Annotated in this window: 24 protein-coding genes; 4 read left to right on the top strand and 20 right to left on the bottom strand. The window is 55.9% G+C overall.

Translation table 11 applies throughout. The features are described from left to right. Positions 1-101 precede the first annotated feature (101 nt). Both GQF03_RS15505 and GQF03_RS15510 read left to right on the top strand, forming a co-directional pair. Positions 102-836 (top strand): DUF1223 domain-containing protein, encoded by a 735-nt coding sequence (locus GQF03_RS15505; protein WP_161340181.1) that lies wholly within the window; start codon positions 102-104, stop codon positions 834-836. 70 nt (positions 837-906) lie between these two features. Then, entirely contained in the window at positions 907-1716 is an 810-nt protein-coding gene (locus tag GQF03_RS15510) for an NUDIX hydrolase (RefSeq protein WP_161340182.1), read from the top strand. Here the strand turns inward: GQF03_RS15510 and GQF03_RS15515 are convergent, their stop codons facing one another. From GQF03_RS15515 to htpG, 3 genes are all read right to left on the bottom strand, one after another. Next, positions 1717-2043: a hypothetical protein gene (locus GQF03_RS15515; protein ID WP_161340183.1), complete on the bottom strand. Its 327-nt coding sequence runs from the start codon at positions 2041-2043 to the stop codon at positions 1717-1719. Further along, positions 2033-3070 carry a hypothetical protein gene (locus tag GQF03_RS15520; RefSeq protein ID WP_161340184.1) on the bottom strand — a complete coding sequence of 346 codons (1038 nt, stop codon included), beginning with the start codon at positions 3068-3070 and terminating at the stop codon, positions 2033-2035. The genes GQF03_RS15515 and GQF03_RS15520 overlap by 11 nt, the downstream gene beginning before the upstream one ends. Positions 3071-3395: 325 nt before the next feature. Further along, the gene (htpG, locus tag GQF03_RS15525; RefSeq protein WP_161340185.1) at positions 3396-5273 is read right to left on the bottom strand and encodes a molecular chaperone HtpG; all 1878 of its coding nucleotides are present in this window, start codon (positions 5271-5273) and stop codon (positions 3396-3398) included. A 323-nt stretch (positions 5274-5596) separates the two neighbouring features. On the opposite strand from htpG, the gene GQF03_RS15530 reads away from it, so the two are divergent. Continuing rightward, on the top strand, positions 5597-6325 hold the full coding sequence (locus GQF03_RS15530) for a UTRA domain-containing protein (RefSeq protein WP_161340186.1): 729 nt from the start codon (positions 5597-5599) through the stop codon (positions 6323-6325). A 21-nt stretch (positions 6326-6346) separates the two neighbouring features. Here GQF03_RS15530 and GQF03_RS15535 read toward each other — a convergent pair whose 3' ends face one another. Then, positions 6347-7852, bottom strand: a complete 1506-nt coding sequence (locus GQF03_RS15535; protein ID WP_161340187.1) for a cyclic di-GMP-binding domain-containing protein, MshE-related — start codon at positions 7850-7852, stop codon at positions 6347-6349. 283 nt (positions 7853-8135) lie between these two features. On the opposite strand from GQF03_RS15535, the gene GQF03_RS15540 reads away from it, so the two are divergent. Further along, complete coding sequence (locus GQF03_RS15540; RefSeq protein WP_161340188.1) at positions 8136-8672, top strand: glycine cleavage system transcriptional repressor; 537 nt, start codon at positions 8136-8138, stop codon at positions 8670-8672. A gap of 13 nt (positions 8673-8685) precedes the next feature. Here the strand turns inward: GQF03_RS15540 and GQF03_RS15545 are convergent, their stop codons facing one another. From GQF03_RS15545 to urtB, 16 genes are all read right to left on the bottom strand, one after another. Then, entirely contained in the window at positions 8686-9906 is a 1221-nt protein-coding gene (locus tag GQF03_RS15545; RefSeq protein WP_206375930.1) for a M14 family metallopeptidase, read from the bottom strand. Continuing rightward, positions 9852-10223 (bottom strand): allophanate hydrolase-related protein, encoded by a 372-nt coding sequence (locus GQF03_RS15550; protein WP_162858519.1) that lies wholly within the window; start codon positions 10221-10223, stop codon positions 9852-9854. The genes GQF03_RS15545 and GQF03_RS15550 overlap by 55 nt, the downstream gene beginning before the upstream one ends. A gap of 74 nt (positions 10224-10297) precedes the next feature. Then, positions 10298-11269, bottom strand: coding sequence for a zinc transporter ZntB (locus GQF03_RS15555; RefSeq protein ID WP_161340189.1), 972 nt, complete (start codon positions 11267-11269; stop codon positions 10298-10300). Beyond that, positions 11266-12228 carry a mechanosensitive ion channel family protein gene (locus GQF03_RS15560; protein WP_161340190.1) on the bottom strand — a complete coding sequence of 321 codons (963 nt, stop codon included), beginning with the start codon at positions 12226-12228 and terminating at the stop codon, positions 11266-11268. The genes GQF03_RS15555 and GQF03_RS15560 overlap by 4 nt, the downstream gene beginning before the upstream one ends. A 104-nt stretch (positions 12229-12332) precedes the next feature. Then, positions 12333-12728, bottom strand: coding sequence for a type II toxin-antitoxin system MqsA family antitoxin (locus GQF03_RS15565; protein ID WP_161340191.1), 396 nt, complete (start codon positions 12726-12728; stop codon positions 12333-12335). Between the two features lie 89 nt (positions 12729-12817). Next, a complete protein-coding gene (gene ureG, locus GQF03_RS15570; RefSeq protein ID WP_161340192.1) occupies positions 12818-13459 on the bottom strand; it encodes an urease accessory protein UreG in 642 nt (213 codons plus the stop codon). Continuing rightward, positions 13456-14166, bottom strand: a complete 711-nt coding sequence (locus tag GQF03_RS15575) for an urease accessory protein UreF (RefSeq protein WP_206375928.1) — start codon at positions 14164-14166, stop codon at positions 13456-13458. The genes ureG and GQF03_RS15575 overlap by 4 nt, the downstream gene beginning before the upstream one ends. Next, entirely contained in the window at positions 14132-14626 is a 495-nt protein-coding gene (gene ureE / locus GQF03_RS15580) for an urease accessory protein UreE (protein WP_161340193.1), read from the bottom strand. The genes GQF03_RS15575 and ureE overlap by 35 nt, the downstream gene beginning before the upstream one ends. Before the next feature lie 3 nt (positions 14627-14629). Next, positions 14630-16342 (bottom strand): urease subunit alpha, encoded by a 1713-nt coding sequence (gene ureC, locus GQF03_RS15585; RefSeq protein WP_161340194.1) that lies wholly within the window; start codon positions 16340-16342, stop codon positions 14630-14632. A 1-nt stretch (position 16343) separates the two neighbouring features. Then, entirely contained in the window at positions 16344-16661 is a 318-nt protein-coding gene (locus GQF03_RS15590; protein WP_161340195.1) for an urease subunit beta, read from the bottom strand. A 10-nt stretch (positions 16662-16671) separates the two neighbouring features. After that, positions 16672-16974 carry an urease subunit gamma gene (locus GQF03_RS15595; RefSeq protein WP_161340196.1) on the bottom strand — a complete coding sequence of 101 codons (303 nt, stop codon included), beginning with the start codon at positions 16972-16974 and terminating at the stop codon, positions 16672-16674. A 12-nt stretch (positions 16975-16986) separates the two neighbouring features. Continuing rightward, positions 16987-17835 (bottom strand): urease accessory protein UreD, encoded by an 849-nt coding sequence (locus tag GQF03_RS15600; RefSeq protein WP_161340197.1) that lies wholly within the window; start codon positions 17833-17835, stop codon positions 16987-16989. A 22-nt stretch (positions 17836-17857) separates the two neighbouring features. Then, positions 17858-18553 (bottom strand): urea ABC transporter ATP-binding subunit UrtE, encoded by a 696-nt coding sequence (gene urtE, locus GQF03_RS15605; RefSeq protein ID WP_161340198.1) that lies wholly within the window; start codon positions 18551-18553, stop codon positions 17858-17860. A 2-nt stretch (positions 18554-18555) separates the two neighbouring features. Beyond that, a complete protein-coding gene (urtD, locus tag GQF03_RS15610; protein WP_206375927.1) occupies positions 18556-19332 on the bottom strand; it encodes an urea ABC transporter ATP-binding protein UrtD in 777 nt (258 codons plus the stop codon). Next, positions 19329-20459, bottom strand: coding sequence for an urea ABC transporter permease subunit UrtC (gene urtC, locus GQF03_RS15615; RefSeq protein ID WP_161340848.1), 1131 nt, complete (start codon positions 20457-20459; stop codon positions 19329-19331). The genes urtD and urtC overlap by 4 nt, the downstream gene beginning before the upstream one ends. 51 nt (positions 20460-20510) lie before the next feature. Next, the gene (gene urtB, locus GQF03_RS15620; protein ID WP_161340199.1) at positions 20511-22148 is read right to left on the bottom strand and encodes an urea ABC transporter permease subunit UrtB; all 1638 of its coding nucleotides are present in this window, start codon (positions 22146-22148) and stop codon (positions 20511-20513) included. Positions 22149-22206 lie beyond the last annotated feature (58 nt).

Genomic DNA, 22206 nt, shown 5'->3' on the forward strand with positions numbered 1-22206 from the left:
CAGAAACAAACGGCGGCCCAAAACGGCCGCCGTTTTTTATTCACCGCGCTCTCACTGACAGGTGATTTGTCTGTGATGCCGGAATGAGCTATTTAGGGAATATGAACATACGTATAGCGCCCATGATCGCCGTTTCAGCTTTTGTCGCCCTTATTGCCATGGGCGCCGTCAACTCGGCCGTCGCCGCGAGCGTGCATCAACCCTCCACCGTCGTCGAGCTTTATACCTCGCAAGGCTGCAGCTCCTGTCCGCCCGCCGATGAACTCCTCGGTGAACTAGTCAAAAACGACGATGTTCTCGGCCTGTCCTTCGGGGTCACCTACTGGGATTACATCGGCTGGAAAGATATATTCGGAAGCAGCGACAATGACGCCCGGCAGGTCGAATACCGGGGCCGGTTCAATTCACGCTACGTCTATACGCCGCAAATGGTCGTCGCCGGCACGGAACATATCGTTGGCTCGGACCGCAGCGGCGTTGAGGGCCTGATTGCGAAACATGAGGGTCACGCCAAGAGCCTTCTGCTTGACTGGACATTGAACGGCGATGATCTGGATATCCGGCTGCCGGCCGGCACTGGCAAGGCGACTGTTTGGGTTGTCGATATCGACCGGCAACGCGATGTGAATATCCGCCGGGGCGAGAATACCGGCCGGATCATTACCTATCATAACGTTGTGCGGAAAATACGGCCCCTCGGAGACTGGACCGGGGAGGCAAAATCGATCCAGGTTAATCTCGCGGACATGCGGGCGGAGGGTCGCGATGGCTGCGCCATAATCGTTCAGCAGGACGGCTATGGGCCCATCCTCGCGGCGCTGGAAGTTCTGCTTTAAGTCCTATTTAGTTGATCCCCATTTCACTCTCGGGCACTATATCGTTCAAAAAGAACAATAATGGTGTTCCATGACAGACAGACAAGTTCCCCTGAAGCCCGCCGCAACCGTTTTGCTGGTCCGCGACCACGTCAAGATTAACGACAAGATCGAAGTTTTCATGGTGGTCCGCCATCACCAGATCGACTTTGCCTCGGGCGCGCTCGTCTTTCCGGGAGGCAAGGTGGATGACGGCGATATGGATGCGGCGCTTATCGATTTCCTGCCCGAAAGCGAGCGGCGGGACGATCCGTTGCGCGCCTTTAAAATCGCCTCGATCCGCGAGAGTTTTGAGGAGGCCAATATCCTGCTTGCCCGCAACCGGCAGACCGGCCGGCTGGTGACGCATGAGCGGCTGGATGCACTCGCCGATAAGTACAGAATGCCGCTTCAGAATGGCGAATTGCCGATCCTCGATATGGTACGCGCCGAGAATCTCGAGCTCGCGACCGATCTTCTCGGGCATTTTGCCCATTGGATCACCCCGGCGCATATGCCCAAGCGCTTCGATACCCATTTTTTCATTGCCGAGGCGCCGCCACACCAACTGGCGGCGCACGACGGCGAGGAATCCGTGGATTCCGTCTGGATCGGCCCCAATGAAGTTCTGACGGATGCGGATAAAGGCATCTATACGGTGATTTTCCCGACACGCATGAATGTCGAGGTTCTGAGCCGTTTCGATTCCAGTAAGGACGCCGTTGCCCATGCTCATGGAACGGACACCTTCACGGTGCTTCCCGAGATGGAAGTGACGGACGACGGGAAGTTTCTCCTCATTCCGGAAGAAGCCGGTTACAGCGTGACCCGCCGCCGCATCGACGAGATCATGGATAAATAGCTATGCCAGCAGCGAAAGGGCGATACTGATCCCTTTCGTCAGCATGGTGAAAATCGCCTGGTCGCGCGCCTTCCGGCCGGTTACCCAGTCGGACAGGCGGGTAAGGTCCGATTTGCAGTCGCGAAAGCTGTCGGTCATGGCGGCATAGAGATCATCTCTATCTTCGATTGCCTTGGCCTGCAAAGCCTGTATCTCCCCATAGACCGCCGCCTTGGATTTCTCGAGATTGGCAAGTTGCGGTGCCGGCAATTGGGAAATGTCTTGCACATTAAGTGCGTCCTGCGCCTGCTGTAATTTTGAAAGCGCGTCCTGATAGCTATTTGTCATCGCTGTCTCCCGATAGCAGATTTTGTTGCGGCGTTCCCTGAAAATCCTGTGCCGTGATAGACGTGGCTGTAATGTCGGCGAGCGCCGTTTTGATATCGGCAGCAGTGCTTGCCAACGCCCGGACTTTTTCCGTGAAAATAAGATTTTTCGACGTTTCCGATAACGACAGGCTAAAGGATTTTTGCGTAGCGCCAAGCGTGCTCCCGATTGACTCATGAGCTGCCACCATCGCCGCCAAGGCCGATTGCGTGTCGGCCAAAAGCCGGTCGAGGCTCTGGCCGAGTTTTTGCAGCCTGACGAGCCGGTTAATGGCAATGGCGCGGCCGCCGGAATTGCCCGATCCGCCGCCCTTCATATAGGCGAGCCGGTCCTTCCATATCCCGGTATCAAAGGCGATGGCGTTACTGACAATCGACCGCAGGCCCCCCTTGCACAGACGCAGTGTCGACATGGCCGCCGTGAGATCGTTGCCGGGATAGGTAAAGCTGCATTTGCTTGACTGGTCTTCTTTTGCGCCGATATCGAAATACAGAAGGATCGCCGTTTTCTTCACCGTATCGGCGCCTTTTTCCACAATCGGCAGCAGACGCTTGTCCCGTTCCGGTAAAATAAACAGCTCGTCAAAAAAACTGACGTCACTGACGAGGCGGTTGGATTCCAGAAAAGACAGGGAGTGCGAGAGATTGAAGCTGCCGCTGTTGAGCGATTTCAGATCGTTCGCCGTTCCGGCGAGACCGGCATAAAGCGCAGAAACAGATTCACCGCTGGCAACGGCCACGAGCATCTCGGCATATCCGCGCAGGGCCGAAAGCAGATTTTGACGCGCCGCGATGTCCGTCGCGCCAAAAAGCGGCTTGAGATCCGTCTCCGGGCTGCCGCCAAGCTCGAGTTGGAATTGCAGGTTGTCTGTGAATCCAAGGTTGTTGATTTCTTCCGCAATCTCGAATTCTTCGGCGATAAGCGCCGTGACGGTCACGACTCCGCGGGCGAAATCATCCACCTCTTCGCTCAGCAATGTATCATCCACCGCGGTGCACGATGCCGCTGCAGTCAGGAAAAAAGCGAGAAGGATTATGTGTGGCAACTGGCGCATACGATAACAAGATGGATTAGAGAGAGCCCTCCGGGTTATTTGTATATTGATTGTATAAATTACAATCTAAAAAATCATAAGTGGTGTTTCACATGAAACAATAGCATACCGATGCATGCAATCGACGATGCGAACAGGAAATGGTGGGGATCGACGCCTTTGGGGCGGCAGGACGATCAGAGCGGGAGTCGCGCTGGGGATTGCCGCTAGCGGCGGATAGTCTTTCCGACCGTCCAACGGCAATTTTCCAGGCTATATCTCAAACAGCGATGCTTTCCGCCATGAAATCAGCCATCCGCTTGGAAAAGGCGACCGGGTCGGCAACGGGATCACCTTCGACAATATGCGCCTGATCGAGCAGCAGGAGCGCCGCATCTTCCAGCGCATCTGATGCGCCATTTTTTGATGCGCTTGCCGCCAGCTTTTTGATCAGCATATGCTTGGGGTTGAGTTCGAGAATACGAAGGCTCGCGCCCCCGCCGAACTGTTTATGCGCCTTGAGGAGTTTTTCCAGGTGAATATCCATGTCGCCATCATCAGCGACGAGACAGACGGGGCTTCCGGTCAGGCGGGAGGAGGCGCGAACATCCTTCACCTTGCCATCCAGCGCCGTTTTAAAAAGGGCAATCAGCCGATCCATTTCCCCCTCGTCCGCCTTGGGGGTCTCGTCTTTCGCCTCTTCCGCGCCCGTAATCTTTTCCAGATCGGCCGCGCCGCGGGTCACGGATTTGAAGGGTTTGCCGTCAAATTCACTTATCCGGCTAAGCCAAAAGCTGTCCACGGCATCGCCAAGCAACAGAACCTCCACGCCTTTTGCCGCAAATCCCTCCAGTTGAGGGCTGGATTTCAGGGCGCCGAGATCGTCGCCGGAAATATAGAAGATGGCATCTTGCCCTTCCTTCATCCGCGAAACATACCCGGCGAGATCCGTTTGCGTATCCGACGCCGTGCTATTGAACAGCGCCATTTTCAGAATACGCTCACCGTTGACGGCATCCTCGTAAATGCCCTCTTTTAGAACCGCGCCAAAGTTGCTCCAGAACTTCGCGAAGCTCTCCTTATCCTTCTCCGCTTTTTTCTCAAGCTCACCCAGGACCTTTTTTATCAGGCCGTTACGGATCTTCTGAAGGACCGGATTGTGCTGCAGCATCTCGCGGCTGACATTCAGCGGCAGGTCTTCGGAATCGACGATCCCGCGAAGGAACCGAAGATAGGCAGGGATCAGTTCTTCACAGTCGTCCGTGATAAAGACGCGTTTTACATAAAGCTTGAGGCGCGACTTGCGTTCCGGATTGAAAAGATCAAACGGCGGCTGCTCGGGGATATACAGCAGCATCGTATATTCGATGCGCCCTTCGGCCCGGCTGTGAAGAGTGAGCCAGGGGCTGTCAAAAGCCTGCCCCACATGATGATAGAATTCGGTATATTGCTCTTCGGTGATTTCCGATTTCGGCCGGGTCCAGAGCGCACTCGCCGTATTGAGGGTCTGGTCTTCCTCCCCCTCCTTCGTTGCCTTGAGGACAACAGGGATCGCAATGTGATCGGCATAGGTCTTGATGATCTGCCGAAGACGCGCCGGTTCCAGATATTCCTTGGCGTCTTTGCGCATATGAAGGACGATCGACGTCCCCCGCTTATCCCGGCTTGCCGCCTCCGTGACAAAGGTGCCATGCCCCTCCGACGCCCAGAGGGTTGCGTTTTCCTCACCCGCGCGCCGGCTTGTGACCGTAACCTTATCGGCGACCATGAAGGCGGAATAAAAGCCGACACCGAACTGCCCGATCAATGTCACATCCTTGGCGGCATCTCCCGTCATCTGTTCGGAAAACCGCGACGTTCCGGATCGCGCGATGGTTCCGAGGTTGTCGATCATATCCTGTTCGGACATGCCGATGCCATTGTCCTCAATGGTCAGGGTGCGGGCTTTTTCATCCACTGAAATGGTGATTTTAAAATCCGGGTCATCCTTGATCAGATCCGGGTTCGTCAACGCCTCGTAGCGCAGGCGATCGCACGCATCAGAGGCATTGGAGACAAGCTCCCTCAGGAAAATTTCCTTTTCACTATAGAGGGAGTGAGTCACTATATCCAAAAGCTTGGCGACTTCGGCCTGAAATTCATGCGTATGTTCTGTCATTTCCGTCCTGTATTTCAGAATAAATTCCGTTGCAGTCTATATGACCAGTGAGGCAAATTCATTCAAGGATAAATCGACGGATTTTTAGGGGAGGAAGGAAGTAGGCCCACCCCGAGGGGCGCAGAAAATCGGGGCAGGCCTTTCACGGATCATCATCAAATTTGCATAGATGGAGCTGATCAGTGTCCCTATCATATATTTAATTGGAATGATCGTTCAAGTATTATTTTTAGAAATTTCGTAAGTCCCGGATTATAGATTTCACATCCGGCGCCGTGGTGACGTCCTCCTGTATATGCCAACAGAGATGACGGACTTCGCCGATGCCCCATTTTAAACCGCAGAATGACGATCGCTCCTACGCGCCGCCGAAACCACTGTATGAACAGGTTAAATCCTATGTGCTGAAAAATATGGAATCCGGCGAATGGCCGGCCTATTTCCAGCTTCCATCGGAGCATACCCTGGTGCGCGAAATGGGAATCTCGCGCATGACAATTCACCGGGCGTTGCGCGAACTGACGCAGGCCGGTTACCTTGAACGCATTCAAGGCGTCGGCACCTTTGTCGCCGCGCCTAAAAAACAGCCCAAAAAGCTGGAGCTTCAGGAAATCGACGATATCATTCGCGCCCGCGGCGGACGGCACCAGTGCGAAGTTCATTTTCTGCAGGGCGAACCCGCCGAGAAGGACGCGGCAAACATGATGGGAATGGAAGTCGGAGCGGACGTGTACCGGTCCTATTTCGTTCATCGCGAAAACGGTCTGCCGGTAATGCTGGAAGACCGGTACGTCAATCCGGCGTTCATGCCGGAATATCTTGATGCCGATTTCAGCCGCATCACCGCCGATACGCACCTCAGTCGCAAATTTGCGCTGTTGTCGCACGCCCATGTAATACAGGCGGCGGTCTCAAACGCAGAAATCAATCATTTTCTGGAACTGGAGGCGACCACGGCCTGTATCGTCATCAACCGGAAAAGCTGGCTGGGCGAGGACATCGTGTCCGCCGCCCGGCTTGTCTTCCCCGGCAATCGCATTCAGCTCGGCTAAACTGCCGGGCCGACAGGGATATCAGACAGCCGCCACCGCGGGTTTCACGGGATCGCTGCTGCTATGCGCCTTGGCCGCCGTTTTGCCCGCGCCCTTCGCGGACGAGGTGTACAGATTCTTGAGGGCGTCAACGACCAGCTCTTTGCTGACATACGGATCCGTGCCCTGATACTTGCAGGCGGCGATGATCTGTTCGACGATGAATTTCGGCTGGTAGCAGGCAAGATCGAAGCTGTTGTTCACCTGCAATTCCTCAATAACGGTATCGAGAACGTCTTCCGTGATCTCCAGACCGCGGGCCGCGCCGACCATCTTGAAAATTTCGAAATATTGTTCGCGTGATGGACCGACGGTTTCAAGCTTGTAGGGAATACGGCGGAGAAAGGCCGGGTCCATCAGATCGTCCGGCGAAAGGTTTGTCGAAAAGATCACGAGTTCATCGAACGGCAGGGAAAAACTCTTGCCGGTGTGAAGCTTGAGATAATCGATACGGCTTTCCAGCGGAACGATCCAGCGATTGAGAAGATCTTCCGGACTCACCAGCTGACGGCCGAAGTCATCGATGATGAAGGTGCCGTTGGAGGCTTTGACATGCAGCGGCGCCTCGTAATATTTCGCATGCGCATTGAAGCTGAGGTCAAGCATTTCGAGCGTCAATTCACCGCCCGTAATGACGACAGGACGTTCGCAGGGAACCCAGCGGCCATCAAATTCTTCACGGCGGAGGCCCGAATTCTTTGTCTTTTCATGCGACCTGCCGAATTTTTGCTTGTGGATCGCAGGGTCAAAGACCTTGATGATCTGACCATCCACCTCGAAGCAATAGGGGATATAGATGACATTGGCGAAGATCTCGGCAACCTTTTCGGCGACCGTGGTTTTACCGTTACCGGGCGGGCCATATAACAGAATGCTCTTGCCGGCGTTGACACCAGGGCCGAGGCGACGCACGAAGTCTTCGGTAATCACCAGGTTCTTGAAACTTTCGTGGATTTTTTCCTGCTCAACCCGCTCGTTCGTGATTTTCTGCTGGTTGATCCGCGCCTGATAAGCCGCGAGCGACACCGGCGCGGGCCCGACATACTGATTCTGCTCCAGCGACTCGATGGCATAACGCTTACCGGATTCCGTCATCACATAGCGGGTTTCGGAGAACGTGGATTGATCCGTGTTACCCAGAGATTCCAGAAACTTGCGGTCTCCGGCTTCCTGAATGAGGCGATTGACAACGCCGAGGGGAAGTTTGATGGCGCCGGACATCTCCGACGCCGTCTCAAGACTGTTCACATACATGAGCTTGAGGAGAATACGCAACAGGTTGGTGCTGGGAATGCCCGTGTCTTCAATGGTTTTCGGCGCCCGCGGCGCCTCGTAAATTGCGCGGTCCAGCTGTTCCTGCGTCAATGCGCCAAGCGCAACGAGGTTCTCGCCAAGGCGACCGCCATTCTCCTTCTGCCGATGGAGCGCAATTTTTATATCCTCAGGCGTCACCAAATTCTGCGCCACCAAGATATCACCGATGAGCATTCATATTCTCCAGTTTTGTTCCCGACAATTCATACCCGACAGCAAAAAATCGCCGAAATCCGGCGGACTTTCCGCCAATTCACGCCTGAGTCTTACACGCATTTCGTTAACGTCAGGTTATCTATGGGGGAAAAAGCAGAATTTGGCGCAATATCTCGCCATCCCGCCTTTTCCGGTTTGCCTTGTCGTCCGATCAAGAATGCGGCAAATTTGTTGTTGAATTGATCCGAAGGTAGTATTGCTTCTTCCCAACTCAATTAAAACCGGCTTCAGGGGAACCGCCATGGCAGAATATAAAGCGTTATTGTCCGTCTTTTCGAAGGATCGCGTCGGACTGATTTCCCTCGTCACCGGCTTTTTGTTCGACAAGGGCGTCAACCTCGGTGACACATCTTTTGCGGTTCTCGACAAGGGCGGCGAATTCACGAGCGTGATCGAAGTTCCGGCCGACATAGCGGAAGCGGAGCTGGTTGACGGCCTGCGCTCGCTTGAGGGAATGGAGGATGCGGATATCGATGTCCGTCGCTTCGCCTTTGAAGATGCAAATACGCCACCGACGGAAATCACCCATCGCATCCGCTGCGAGGGACAGGACCAGCCTGGCGTCCTGGCGCGCCTGTCAGAGGTGTTTATCAATTTCGATGCGAATATCGTCTATCTCCGGTCCGACCAGGTTGAAATCGGCGGTGAGAAAAAATTCATCACCCTCTTTTCCGTCTATATTCCAGCCGGACGAACAGATAACTGCCTCGCGGCGCTCGACAATACGGCGAGCGCGCTCGGCCAGACATTGACCTCGGAAACGTCGGATCTGATCTAGCGTTCAGGCGCTGTCAATCAATGCTGTTTGACGGGGCGGTTGCCGCCGTTGTTCCGACCAGACGATCGAATAACCGGTAGACGACATCGATTACCGACTTTCCGAGCTTCTGCGCCCGTTGCGGCGACCAGCCGAATTCTAGGTCGGGCCGGTCCGCCGTATCCTTGAACGGCATCTCGAGCGTCATGGCGAGGCAACCGAAATATTCGCTGACATGATTGACGCAGATCGTCATGTTTGCTGCGCCTTTTTTTGCGATGGGATAGCCGTGACGGGTTTGAAAGTCGGGATTAATCTGCTGCCAGGTCCGTTTGAAATCGGTGAGCAACATATCGCGCTGGGCATTCCAGCCGGGAATTCCCTGCGCGCCCGCGATGAAATTATGAGGCAAGGCCTCATCTCCATGGACGTCGATACAGAGGTCAACACCCGTTTCCCGCATCCGTTCCCGCACCAGATAGACCTCGGGGCTCCGGCTCATATCGGGATCGCTCCATTCTCGATTGAGGTTGGCGCCCGCGGCATTGGTGCGCAGATGACCACTGCGGCTCCCGTCGGGGTTCATGTTCGGGACAACGTGGAAAACCGACCTGTCCAGCAAGGCGTTTGACACCGCGTCAGAGGGATCGAGCAGGCGGTCAAGAAATCCGTCCATCCACCATTCCGCCATGGTTTCACCCGGATGCTGGCGCGCGATCAGCCAGAAATTCCGTTTATTCGTTCGCGGCTCGCCGATGGTCAGAAGGTCAATGTCCTGTCCCTCAACCGTCTGGCCCAAAACATTATGGACAACCCGGGGCGACTGGCCGGCGCGGGCGATCAGACTGGCATGGCGATCCATTGAATAGGGGGCGAAATACGCATAATAGACCGTATCAAGCTCCGGCCGGTGACGGAGAAGCAGTTCCCCGTCCCGATATTCTGTGTCGATCCTGAACCAGTTTTCCCAATCATAGGAGGCAACGGCGCGGTACCCATCCCATCCCGCCGTATAGGAGCAATCCTTCGCATTTGTCAGGCGCATTGTGCATTCGGTGTCCCGTGCACCGTTCAGCCGGAAATAAAACCACTGAAGAAATTCCGCCTTGGTATCGGGGCGGATGCGCAATCGGATATCCGCGGGATCAGCGCAGGCATCGCAGATAATATTCCCCCCGTCAAAGGCGCTGTTTATATGGATCATGAAGACGGCCCGGCGGTTGCCGTTTGACGATCCGCCCAATAGGCCCGCCAACCGCCATATTCCGTTATCTCGCGCTTCCCTTCGCAGAGAGTGGCCTCCCCAAGTACACCCAGAACCCAGTCGCCATCCGAAAGTTCAATCTTGCCGATGCAGAGGCCCGGGGGTTCCTGCAGGAGAACGGTGGCAACGCCATCGGCCGGCACGTCCCATATCTCCAGATCGACCGAGACACCGCCCGCCGTTACCCGCTGCATTGCTGGGTGCACGTCGTTAATGGACCAGAGCCGATAGGCTGGCGATGTTTTCGCCTCTTTCACAAACTCGGCGCCGACGGCAAGAAGATTGCCATTCAACTCCAACCCCCGCATGAGGGTTCCATTAACCGCCAAAAACAATGAACTCACGATCGCGCCCCTAAAATTTCCTCAGATGGTTCCTGCCGTCAAAACCATTTCAATTTTTTAAACAGCAGTATCTGAATTATCACAAGAATAATCAACATTCCGCAAAAGACGAAAAAGGCATATGGATCCTCACTTCCCGGTATGCCGCCGACATTTATGCCGAGCAGCCCGGTAAGGAATCCGAGCGGCAGAAAAATCGCGGCGATCACCGAAAGCACGTAAAGATTTCTGTTGAGCCGATCCGCAATGATATTTGCCAATTCATCCTTTACGATTTGCGCGCGCTCCCGGATGGCATCGAGATCCTCGACATAGCGCATCGAATGATCGTAATTTTCCTGAAGATGCCGCTTTTGCCCGGGATCAAGCCACGTGAATTCGGCGAGGCGCAGCTGGCCTATCGCATCCTTTTGCGGCGCCATATACCGTCGCAGGATGATCGCTTCCTTGCGAATATCGATAATCTTCTCGCGGAATGCGGTATCGGGATTGTCGAGAATCTGTTCCTCGACATCATCAGTCGCTTCATCCAGTTCCAGCAATACCGGCGCCATCCGGTCGGAAAGGCAGGAAAGCAGCATATTGAGAAACTGGCCGGAATTTCTCGGCCCCTTGCCGGCCTTGAGCCTGTCCTCCAGATCCAGTACGGCTTGCAGCTTTCGTCGCTGAACGCTGATAATCCGTTCGTTGTCAACCCACATGCGGATAGACACCATGTCTTCCGGGTCCGCATTTTCATTCAGGTTGACGCCGCGCAGAATAATGATTGCACCATCGCCAATCTCGGCGATGCGCGGCCGCGTCTCATCCGCCAGAAGCGCGTCGACGACGAACGGATCAAGATAGGATATCTCCCGGTCCAGCCATTCTTTGGTATCCGGATGGTTCAGGTCGAGATGCACCCACGCAAGATTTTTCTTTTTCAGTTCGCGGGCGATTGCCTTGTCGCTGACGGACTTGCCGCCGCCCTCTCCATCGAAATCATACGCCAGCAGGATGGGGCTGCTCATTTCAACGCCTCCGGATTTTTGATATGCAGATCCCGCTGCGGGAAGGGTATCTCGATCTGGTTTTCGCCAAACTTCCGCCAGATCGCAAAAAGAACGTCGCTGCGCGGGCGGATGCGTCCCTGGGAGACATCCTCGATCCAGAAATAGAGGGTGAAGTTCACCGAGCTATCGCCAAAGTCCACGAGATAGCATTCCGCCGGAGGGTCCGCCATACAGCGCGGATGCTCCTTTGCCGCCTCGGTAATCAGTTTTGCGGCAAGCTCGAGATCGGTTCCATAGGCGACGCCAATGTTGACATCAACGCGGGTCCGCGAATTGCTGTAGGTCCAGTTGGTGACCCTGTTGGTGATGAAATCTTCGTTGGGCACCATGGTTTCATGACCCTGAAAGGTTTCAATCCGTGTATAACGCGCGCCGGTCTCGCGGACAAATCCGGTGATGCCATCGTTGAGTTCGATCAGATCGCCCTCCTCGACGGATTTCTCGAAAAGAAGAATAATGCCGCTGATGAAATTGGACGCAATCTTCTGAAGGCCGAAACCGACACCAATACCAACTGCCCCGCTGAATACGGTGAGCGCCGTCAGGTCAATCCCGAGAACTCCCAGAATGAACAGAAATGCAAGGAAGTAAATGACGATCTGGATCGCCTTGATGATCAGCGCCTTGTTGCTCGACTTGATCCGATGGATCGACTTGATCCGGTTTTCGAGAACTTCTGACAGGATGCCGACCAGCCAGAACAAAAGAATGACAAGGATGACCGCCTTAACCAGCAAATAGGCGGAAAAGCGCATCTCGCCAATGTTGAAGGCGAAATTGTCAGAATCGAGAAACTCCCTGACCGGGTCAAGATACCCCAGATACCCGAACACCGCGAAACCAACAATCGCCACGACCAGCAGCAGCTTGGCGACCCAGGCGCGGGGTTTAAACAAGGAGGTCCAGAATTTAGCCATACGAAACGCGTTACTCCCGTATTTTCTAACAGGAATAATACTGTAGATGCGTATTTTGGCTATTTTTTTCTGTTATGGCCGCCGACATCGACGCCATCGACGCATCAGCGCTGCAACTCGACCATCAATTCCGGATATTTGGCAACCAGACGCAGCAGATTGTTCATCGGCTGGGAAATCGTGACCTTGCCATTCTCATATTTTTGAAAGGCATTGGGGCCGCCGCCGAAAATCTGCCCGGCGCGGCGTTGGGAGAGCTTGAGATGCGTCCGTACCTCGCGGATTTTTTCCGGCGTCATCACACCGAGATATTCCGCTTTCAGTTCCGCCTTGATCCGTTCGACGTCATCCCACGCCGCTTCCTCGACCATTCCTTCCCCGCAGTCAGTATTTACGCAATATAACCCCGGAAGATCGACATAGCTTTGTAAATGCTTGTAATTGATTGCATAGGTGCGGATTTGACGTTCAACGTCACCGCCACATAACGGACAGGCCATACTCATCCTCAACTGAAAAAACGACAATAAAATATCAAAGGAAGGCAGTCACTAACAGCAGACTATGGCACCATTATGGCGCCATGATGTCAAATCGACCTTTCCGCCGGCATTTGCCGGAGCCCACCCTTGTCGATAATGAAGCCGGCCACTTCCGCGACGCCATTGCCGGCCTTGAAATTAGTGAAGACGAAGGGCCGGTCACCGCGCATTTTCCTTGAATCCCGGTCCATCACGTCAAGATCGGCGCCGACATAAGGGGCAAGATCGATTTTATTGATCACAAGAAGATCGGATCGGGTAATCCCCGGTCCGCCTTTCCGCGGGATTTTATCCCCCGCCGACACATCGATGACATAGATCGTGATATCGGCAAGTTCCGGGCTGAAGGTTGCCGCAAGGTTATCGCCACCGGATTCGATCAGGATCAACTCCAGCCCCTCGAATTTTTCGGATATATCCGCGACCGCCGCGAGATTGATCGATGCATCCTCGCGAATGGCCGTATGCGGGCAGCCGCCGGTCTCGACCCCGACAATCCGCTCAGGCGCAAGCGCGCCCGAACGCGTCAGAAACTCGGCGTCTTCGCGCGTATAGATATCGTTGGTGATGACCGCAATATTATAATGGTCCCGCATATATTTGCAGAGCGCGTCGGTAAGCGCCGTTTTTCCCGACCCCACCGGCCCGCCGATACCTACACGCAAGGGTCCGTTCGTTGCTGACGTCATGATCTGAATAACCTCGTATATTGCGTTTCATGAGAAGCGGAGCACCAGTCAACCATCAGGGTCGCTGAGCCCAAATCATTGATGCGGCTGTCCAAAGCCTGCTTGGCGACGCGCCGGACGTCGCCGGAAAGGGCGGCGATTGCCCGCTGACCATCTGTCTGGCCAAGCGGAACAAGGCGGACGGCGGCGGAGACAAGATTGGAAACAAATCCATGAAGATAGGCGGTCAGGGTTTCGGCAAGCGGCACCTCATGATCCGCGGCGACGATCCCGACGGCAACCGAATGGATCAGCTGGCCCGGCCAGATCTTCTGAAGTGCGCTCAGCGTCGGAACTTCGGGGCTGACATCCTTGATCACATTCACGAAGGCGCGGCCCTGCTGGGTTGTTTCGAGGGCGATTTCCTTCGTCGGGGAAAAGGCATGGCCGATTTCCGCAATCTCCCTCAAGGCCTCGATATCCTTTTCCTGCGCCGCGCCATAGGCCGCCGCCAGCAGGATACTGTCCGATGTGCCGCCGCCAAACGCGAGAATATCGGCAATCCAGGGCACCAGATCGTCAAGACTGGTGACCAACCCTTCCTCCACCGCAAATTCGATCCCGTGGCTATAGGTATAGGCGCCAATCGGGTAGGACGGTGACATCCAGGACATCAGGTGAAAAAGCGCCGTGTTATCCATGATGGGAATGCCCGTGGCTATGTCCATCCCCGTGGCTGTGCCCTGCCGTCTCCCCATGGCCATAGGCGCCGCCTTCCGGATTGAACGGCGCATCGAGCCGTGTGACCGTGGCGCCAAGCTTGGTGACCATTTCCTCGATGACATGGTCCTGACGAATGCGAAGCCGGTTTCCCATCAGCTCGGTCGGCAGGTGGCGGTTGCCAAGGTGCCAGGCGATGCGCACGAGATGCAGCGTATCCTTGCAGCTGATATCCGCAACCGGTTCATTGCGGGCCCTTACGCCAATTCCGGAGCCGTCATCAAGCAAGAGGACATCGCCATCGCGCAAGGTTTTCAATTCCGGCAGGTCGAGAAGGAAAGATTCCCCACCATCCGTTTCGAGCTTCAGCCGACGCCGGCGGCGATGATCAAAATCCAAAGTGACCGTATCACCGATCACGCCGTCAAATGGCGTTCCGGATGTATATATGGCATGGGCATGTTTCATGGCTTAATACATGAAATAGCGTTGCGCCATGGGAAGTTCGGATGCCGGTTCGCAGGTCAGCAATTCCCCATCTGCATGGACAAGATAGGTTTCCGGATCAACGTCGATTTTTGGTGTTGCACTGTTATGGATCATCGACGCCTTGCTGATGCCGGAGCGGGTATTCTTGACCGGCAGCAGATCCCGATCCAGCCCCAGTTCCCCTTTCAAATCATATTGAAGTGACGCTTCGCTCACGAAGGTGACCGAGCTTGCTGTCAGGCTTTTCCCGAACGCACCGAACATGGGACGGTAATGGACCGGCTGCGGCGTCGGGATGGAGGCGTTCGGATCGCCCATGGGGGCGGCAACAATTGTTCCGGACTTCAAGACGAGATCCGGTTTTACGCCGAAAAAGGCTGGCGACCAGAGCACCAGATCGGCAAGTTTTCCTGTCTCGACAGAGCCAACGTAAGTATCTACGCCCTGCGCAATGGCCGGATTGATCGTGTATTTCGCGATATAGCGCTTAACGCGGAAGTTATCGTTATCCCCCGTCTCTTCTACGAGGCGGCCGCGCTGCTTCTTCATCTTGTCGGCTGTTTGCCAGGTGCGGATCAGGACTTCGCCGACCCGACCCATCGCCTGACTGTCGGAGGCAATGATGGAAAACGCTCCCATGTCATGCAGGATATCTTCGGCGGCAATCGTCTCTTTGCGGATACGGCTCTCTGCGAAAGCTACGTCTTCGGGGATATTCGGATCAAGATGATGGCAGACCATCAACATATCGAGATGCTCGTCAATTGTATTGACCGTGAAGGGCCGCGTCGGGTTGGTGGAGGAGGGAAGCACATTCGGCTCCCCCGCCACCTTGATGATATCCGGTGCGTGACCGCCCCCCGCGCCTTCCGTATGAAAGGCATGGATCGTCCGCTTCTTGAAGGCCGCGACGGTGTTTTCGACAAAACCGGATTCATTCAAGGTGTCCGTATGGATCAGCACCTGCACATCCATATCGTCGGCAACGGCAAGGCAGCAATCGATGGCGGCGGGTGTGGTGCCCCAGTCCTCATGGAGCTTGAGGCCGCAGGCGCCGGCCTGTACCTGCTCCACCAGCGCGTCGGGAAGGCTTGCGTTGCCTTTTCCAAAAAACCCGAGGTTCATGGGAAATGCTTCCGCCGCCTGCATCATCCGCGCAAGATGGAAGGCCCCGGGCGTACATGTCGTCGCGTTCGTCCCGGTCGCCGGGCCCGTGCCGCCGCCCATCATGGTCGTCACACCACTATAGAGCGCGTCATCAATCTGCTGCGGGCAGATGAAATGGATATGCACATCGAGCGCACCCGCCGTGAGGATTTTCCCCTCCCCCGCGATCACTTCGGTCGACGGGCCGATGATGATATTGACGCCCGACTGGATATCCGGATTTCCGGCCTTGCCGATCGCCTGTATTTTCCCATCGCGGAGGCCGACGTCGGCTTTCACAATCCCCCAGTGATCGACGATCAACGCATTGGTGATGACCGTGTCGACAGCGCCGCCCGCGCGTGTGACCTGCGATTGGCCCATGCCGTCGCGAATGACCTTGCCGCCGCCGAATTTGACTTCCTCGCCGTAGGTCGTGAAATCCTTCTCGACCTCGATGAAAAGCTCGGTATCGGCAAGGCGAACCTTATCCCCCGTTGTCGGACCGAACATGCCCGCGTAGGCGCCCCGTGAAAAGGTTACCGCCATTTTATTCTCCCTTATCCAGCGGGCCCATGACGGCCTGATTAAATCCATAAATTGTGCGCGTACCCGAAATCGCGACGAGATTTACATCCCGTGTCTGCCCGGGCTCGAACCGGATGGCGGTGCCCGACGGAATATCGAGACGAAATCCTTTCGCAGCCTCCCGATCGAAATCAAGTCCGCTGTTGGCTTCGGCAAAATGAAAATGGCTGCCCACCTGAACGGGCCGGTCCCCGGTGTTGGAGACGGTCAGGGTCATGGACTGGCGACCGGCATTCAGCTCGATTTCGCCCGTGGCGGGGATAATCTCTCCTGGCTTCATCTCGCCCTCCTTATCGTATGGGATCATGTACGGTGACCAGCTTGGTCCCGTCGGGGAACGTCGCCTCGACCTGAACCTCATGGATCATCTCGGCAATGCCATCCATGACCTGGTCCCGGGTGACGACCGTGCCGCCCTCACTCATCAGGGTCGCCACGGACTTCCCGTCGCGCGCGCCCTCGATGACAAAATCCGTAATGAGCGCAATGGATTCCGGGTAATTCAGCTTCACCCCTCTCGCGAGCCGCTCGCGCGCCACCATCGCCGCCAGCGAGACCAGCAATTTGTCCTTCTCCCTCGGTGTAAACTGCATCTTCCGCCCTTCTTATTGATTTTCCCATACTTTTGGCAGCGCCACAGGATGACCCGCCAGTTCCGACCGCATGCCATTCAAAATCCGCGCGAGGCTTTTTCTAAGTTCATAACCGCTCTCCGCCAGCAGTCGGAGGATCAACAGCTCATCCCGACAGGTGGCCGCCGCGCGACCATCGCATTCCCGGCACAAATTTCGGGCAACCTCAAGATAGCTCTCGGCCTGATCATCCGCGATCAGGATCGTCGCCATCCCCTTCGCGCCATCCAGAACGGCACGCCGCTGAGATTGGCCATGAATATCACCCTCCAGCGCGAAATTATCGAACCAGAGGAGCTTGCCGTCCCGCCAGATTTTCCAGCCATCACGAACGCTGGCGGATCGTAGCGTCTCGCCATGTGCCGTGCGGCCAAACAGGGTCGCCTCAAGGGCAAGCAACCGGCTTCCCTTTTCCAGATTCACCTTATTCATCCGGCGCAGGCGGCTATTGTCAAACAGGATCGTCTCCTGTGGCAACCATTCAAGAACCGCCCCGGCGGCCACATGCATCTCGGCCTCAATCACCGCTGTCGAACCGATCGAGCGGTATATTTTCTCCGCCGCCTGCCCGGATATCGTGAGCCCGGCCCCGGCCTCCAGCGTGACCTGATACGACATATGATCGCCGCCTGTCAGCCCTCCCGCCGTGTTGATCAGCACCGCTTCGGGATATTCTGCATGATCGACGGTGGGGAACCGGACCCGCCCGCAGCCACGCTGATAGAGATGGGCGAGCGAGGAGATAGCCTCCCTCTGACGATACCTCAGTTCGACGCGCCCTTCCGAACGGGCAAGCGCCGCCGGCTCCTTGCGCGTTGTCATTGATGTCACTGTCGGCGCGGCATCAGACGGTAAGGTATTTTCGAACGTCACTTTCCTGCATATCCCCCTTCGCGCCGGCCAGAACGACCTCCCCGCGATCCATGACCGCGAAACGGTCCGCGAGATCGCGGGCGAATTCGAAATACTGCTCCACCAGCAAAATGGCCATATCGCCGCGTTCGCGCAGTATCTCGATAACGTTGCCGATATCCTTGATGATGGACGGCTGGATTCCCTCCGTCGGTTCATCAAGTACAAGAAGCTTTGGTCGCATGACCAACGCCCGGCCGATTGCCAGCTGCTGTTGCTGTCCGCCGGAAAGATCCCCGCCCCGCCTTTTTAGCATATCCTTGAGGATGGGAAACAGATCAAAGATTTCAGACGGGATATATCTTTCCTTCAGGGGGAGTGCGGCAAATCCGGTTTTGAGGTTCTCATGCACAGTCAACAGCGGAAAAATCTCCCGCCCCTGCGGGATAACGGCAATGCCTTCCCGGGCGCGCTGATGCGCACTCATGGTGGTGATGTCCTTTCCCTCCCAGGTGATTTTACCGCCTGAGACCGGATGCTGCCCGACAATGGCGCGGAGCGTGCTGGTTTTTCCGACTCCGTTCCGCCCGAGCAGGGAAGTCACTTCCCCCTTCCTGACCGTCAGCGAGACATGGCGCAACGCCTGGCTCGCCCCATAGAAAAGATCGACATTTTCGACGGTCAGCATGATCAGCGCCCCAGATAGACTTCGATAACGCGTTGGTTATTCTGCACGGTATCCAGGCTGCCTTCGGCGAGCACAGATCCTTCATGCAGCACCGTCACCTTTGAATTGAGCGCCCGGACAAACTCCATGTCATGTTCGACAACCACGACCGAATGGGTTTTGGAGATATCGCGCAGAAGATCAGCGGTCTGTTCCGTTTCCGCATCGGTCATTCCCGCGACAGGCTCATCCACCAGAAGGAGATCCGGGTCCTGCATCAGCAACATCCCGATTTCCAGCCATTGCTTCTGCCCGTGAGACAGGCTTCCCGCCAGATCGCCCGCCTTTTCTGTCAACCGGATGACACCGAGTATTTCCATGATCCGCGCCACTTCCGCATCGTTGAGCGCCGCGAAAAGGGTCGTCATGACCCCCTTCTCCCCCTTCAGCGAGAGTTCGAGATTATGAAAGACGGTCTGGCTTTCAAACACCGTCGGCTTCTGGAATTTGCGGCCGATACCAAGATTGGCAATAAACGCCTCGTCATGCTTAGTGAGATCGATGCCGCCCTTGAAAAACACTTCGCCGGTATCCGGCTTCGTCTTGCCGGTGATCACATCCATCATCGTTGTCTTGCCGGCGCCATTCGGGCCGATGATCGCCCGCATCTCGCCCGGCTCCACGACGAAGCTGAGATTATTGAGCGCCTTGAAGCCATCAAAGCTGACGCTGACTCCGTCGAGATATAGGATCGACGTCAAATCCTGTTTTTTTGACTCTTTTACTTGCGTTGACATCATTCTTCTTTCACAGCCGCCGCAGGGGCGAGCTCAGGGCTTCCCCGCCGCCTTTCCTTGAATTTTTCGATCCATGTGCCTGACGTCCCGACGATACCCTTGGGAAGGAACAAGGTCGTAAAGACAAACAATCCGCCCAGCATGTAGAGCCAGGCCTCCGGGAAGCTGCCCGTAAAATAGCTTTTACCCCAATTGACGAGGAAGGCCCCGAGAACAGCGCCCCAAAGGGTGCCGCGGCCCCCAACCGCCACCCAGATCACGACCTCAATGGAGTTCGCCGGGGAGAATTCCGATGGATTGATGATTCCGACCTGCGGCACATAGAGCGCGCCGGCGATCCCGGCAAGCACCGCCGAAACGACAAAGACAAAAAGCTTGTAATATTCCACCCGATAGCCGGAAAAGCGGGTTCGGCTTTCGGCATCGCGAATGGCGATGAGAACGCGCCCGAGCTTCGATTGGGTGATGAAGCAGCACACCAGATACCCAAGGGCCAGAGCGATCAGGGAGGCAACGAAGAGCCCAAGCCGTGTTCCCGTCGCCTGCAGATCGAAGCCGAGAATATCCTTGAAATCCGTGAGGCCATTATTGCCGCCGAAGCCCATGTCATTCCTGAAAAAGGCAAGGAGCAGCGCATAGGTCATCGCCTGCGTGATGATCGAGAGATATACGCCGGTCACGCGGGAGCGGAACGCAAACCAGCCGAAGACGAAGGCAAGCACACCCGGCACCAGCATGACCATCAGTATGGCAAAGGGAAACATATCGAACCCGTACCAGTACCAGGGCAGCTCCGTCCAGTTGAGGAACACCATGAAATCCGGCAGGATCGGATGGCCATAGACACCGCGATCGCCGATCTGCCGCATTAGATACATGCCCATCGAATATCCGCCAAGCGCGAAGAAGGCACCATGCCCGAGGCTGAGAATGCCGGCAAATCCCCAGATTAGATCGACACTGAGCGCCAGCAACGCGAAGCAGACATATTTTCCCATCAGGCTGACCAGATAGGTCGGCACATGGAAGGGCGAGCTTGCCGGGAGCAGAAGGTTGCTCAACGGAACGAGGAGGGCGGCAACAAGAAGAATCCCCAAAAACGTCTTGCCACCGCCCGGAAGACCCGTCATGAGGGAAACGAACGGGCCTTTATTGGTCTTGTACATCGCATCAGCCATGGCTCAATTCTCCACAGCTCGGCCCTTCAGGGCGAACAGCCCCCTGGGTCGTTTCTGGATAAACAAAATGATGAATATCAGAATGCAAATCTTGGCGAGAACTGCACCGGTATAGGGTTCAAGGAACTTGTTGGTCACGCCGAGGCTGAGGGCGCCGACCAGCGTGCCCCAGAGATTGCCGACCCCGCCGAAGACAACAACCATGAAACTGTCGACGATATAGGCCTGTCCGAGATTGGGGCTGACATTATCTATCTGGCTTAGGGCGACGCCCGCCATCCCGGCAACGCCGGAGCCAAGGCCAAAGGTCATGGCATCGACCCAGCCGGTGCGAATGCCCATTGAGGCGGCCATCTTGCGGTTCTGGGTGACGGCCCGCATCTGCAGGCCGAATGATGTCTTGCGCAACACCAGCATCAGCATGAAGAGCACCGCCGCCGCAAAGAGAATGATGGCGATCCGGTTATAGGTAAGCGCGAGGCCGCCCGTGATTTCCCAGGCGCCGCTCAACCATTCGGGAGAGGAAACTTCCTTGTTCGTCGGGCCGAAAATTGTCCGGACGAATTGTTGCAGGATAAGGCTCAACCCCCAAGTTGCGAGAAGGGTCTCAAGCGGCCGGCCATAGAGAAACCGGATAATGCTGCGCTCGATGGCGATACCGCAAAGCCCAGCCACAATAAAGGCCGCCGGTATCGCAGCAATCAGAGAATAAACAAGCAGGTCCGGCGCAAAGTTGCGACAGAGCTCCTGCACCACATAGGTCGTATAGGCGCCGATCATCACCATCTCCCCATGCGCCATATTGATAACCCCCATCACCCCGAAGGTAATGGCAAGACCAATGGCCGCGAGAAGCAGGACGGACCCCAGAGAAATGCCCTGAAACACATTCTCGACGAGGCCCAGCATCTCGAGTTTTTCCTCGACCTTGGCGAGCGCCTTGCTAACCGCGGTCGCGAGCACTTGAATTTCCGGTGACGGATCCTGAATGGCGGCGAGCCTGTTCGCCTCCGCGCTTAAAAGCGATCTAACATCCGGATTTGCCTGCTCCTCCAATATCAGGAGCGCGTCTGCCTGTACCTCTGTCGTATCGCCGTGAACGAAATTCAACGCGGCAAGCGCCCGGCGCATCGCGGCGGCCACCGACGCATCCTCCTCCGCGGCCAGCGCATCGGTCAGGGGAACAATCATTTCCTTTGGGCGGCTTTTGAAAACCGAATTCGCGGCCTTTAACCGCAGCGCGGGATCTTCGTTAAGAAGCGTCAACCGCCCCAGCAGATCCTTGATGAGGCCGCGCATCCGGTTGTTGATCCTGATCTTGATGATATCGCCGCTTTTTACAACGCCGAGATCCTCGTCCGTGACAATATCCCTGATTTGATAGCCGCCACCGGTCTTTTCCCGGTAAACCAGTCGGTCGTCCGACTTCGTTGCATAGAGATCGCCGGACAGCAGGGTCTCCAGAAGGAGGGCAGCCTGCGCGTCGCCCGTTGCGGCAATTGCCTCTGTCGCCGCGATTTTCTCATTGTAGCTTTTTGAGAGCAGGCCTTTCGCCGCATCCGCCAGGTCCGCATATGCGGTGGCTTGGGTCGCCAACAGATACATCAAGGCCGCAATGATGGTTTTTATTGTAATCCGCATGGGGGTAACCGGATTCTCGCGAAGTTGGGTGGAAGGAAAGAAGGGCCGGCCAGTTGCC

This window comes from Sneathiella chungangensis, from assembly GCF_009882935.1.
Taxonomy (GTDB): Bacteria; Pseudomonadota; Alphaproteobacteria; order Sneathiellales; family Sneathiellaceae; genus Sneathiella; species Sneathiella chungangensis.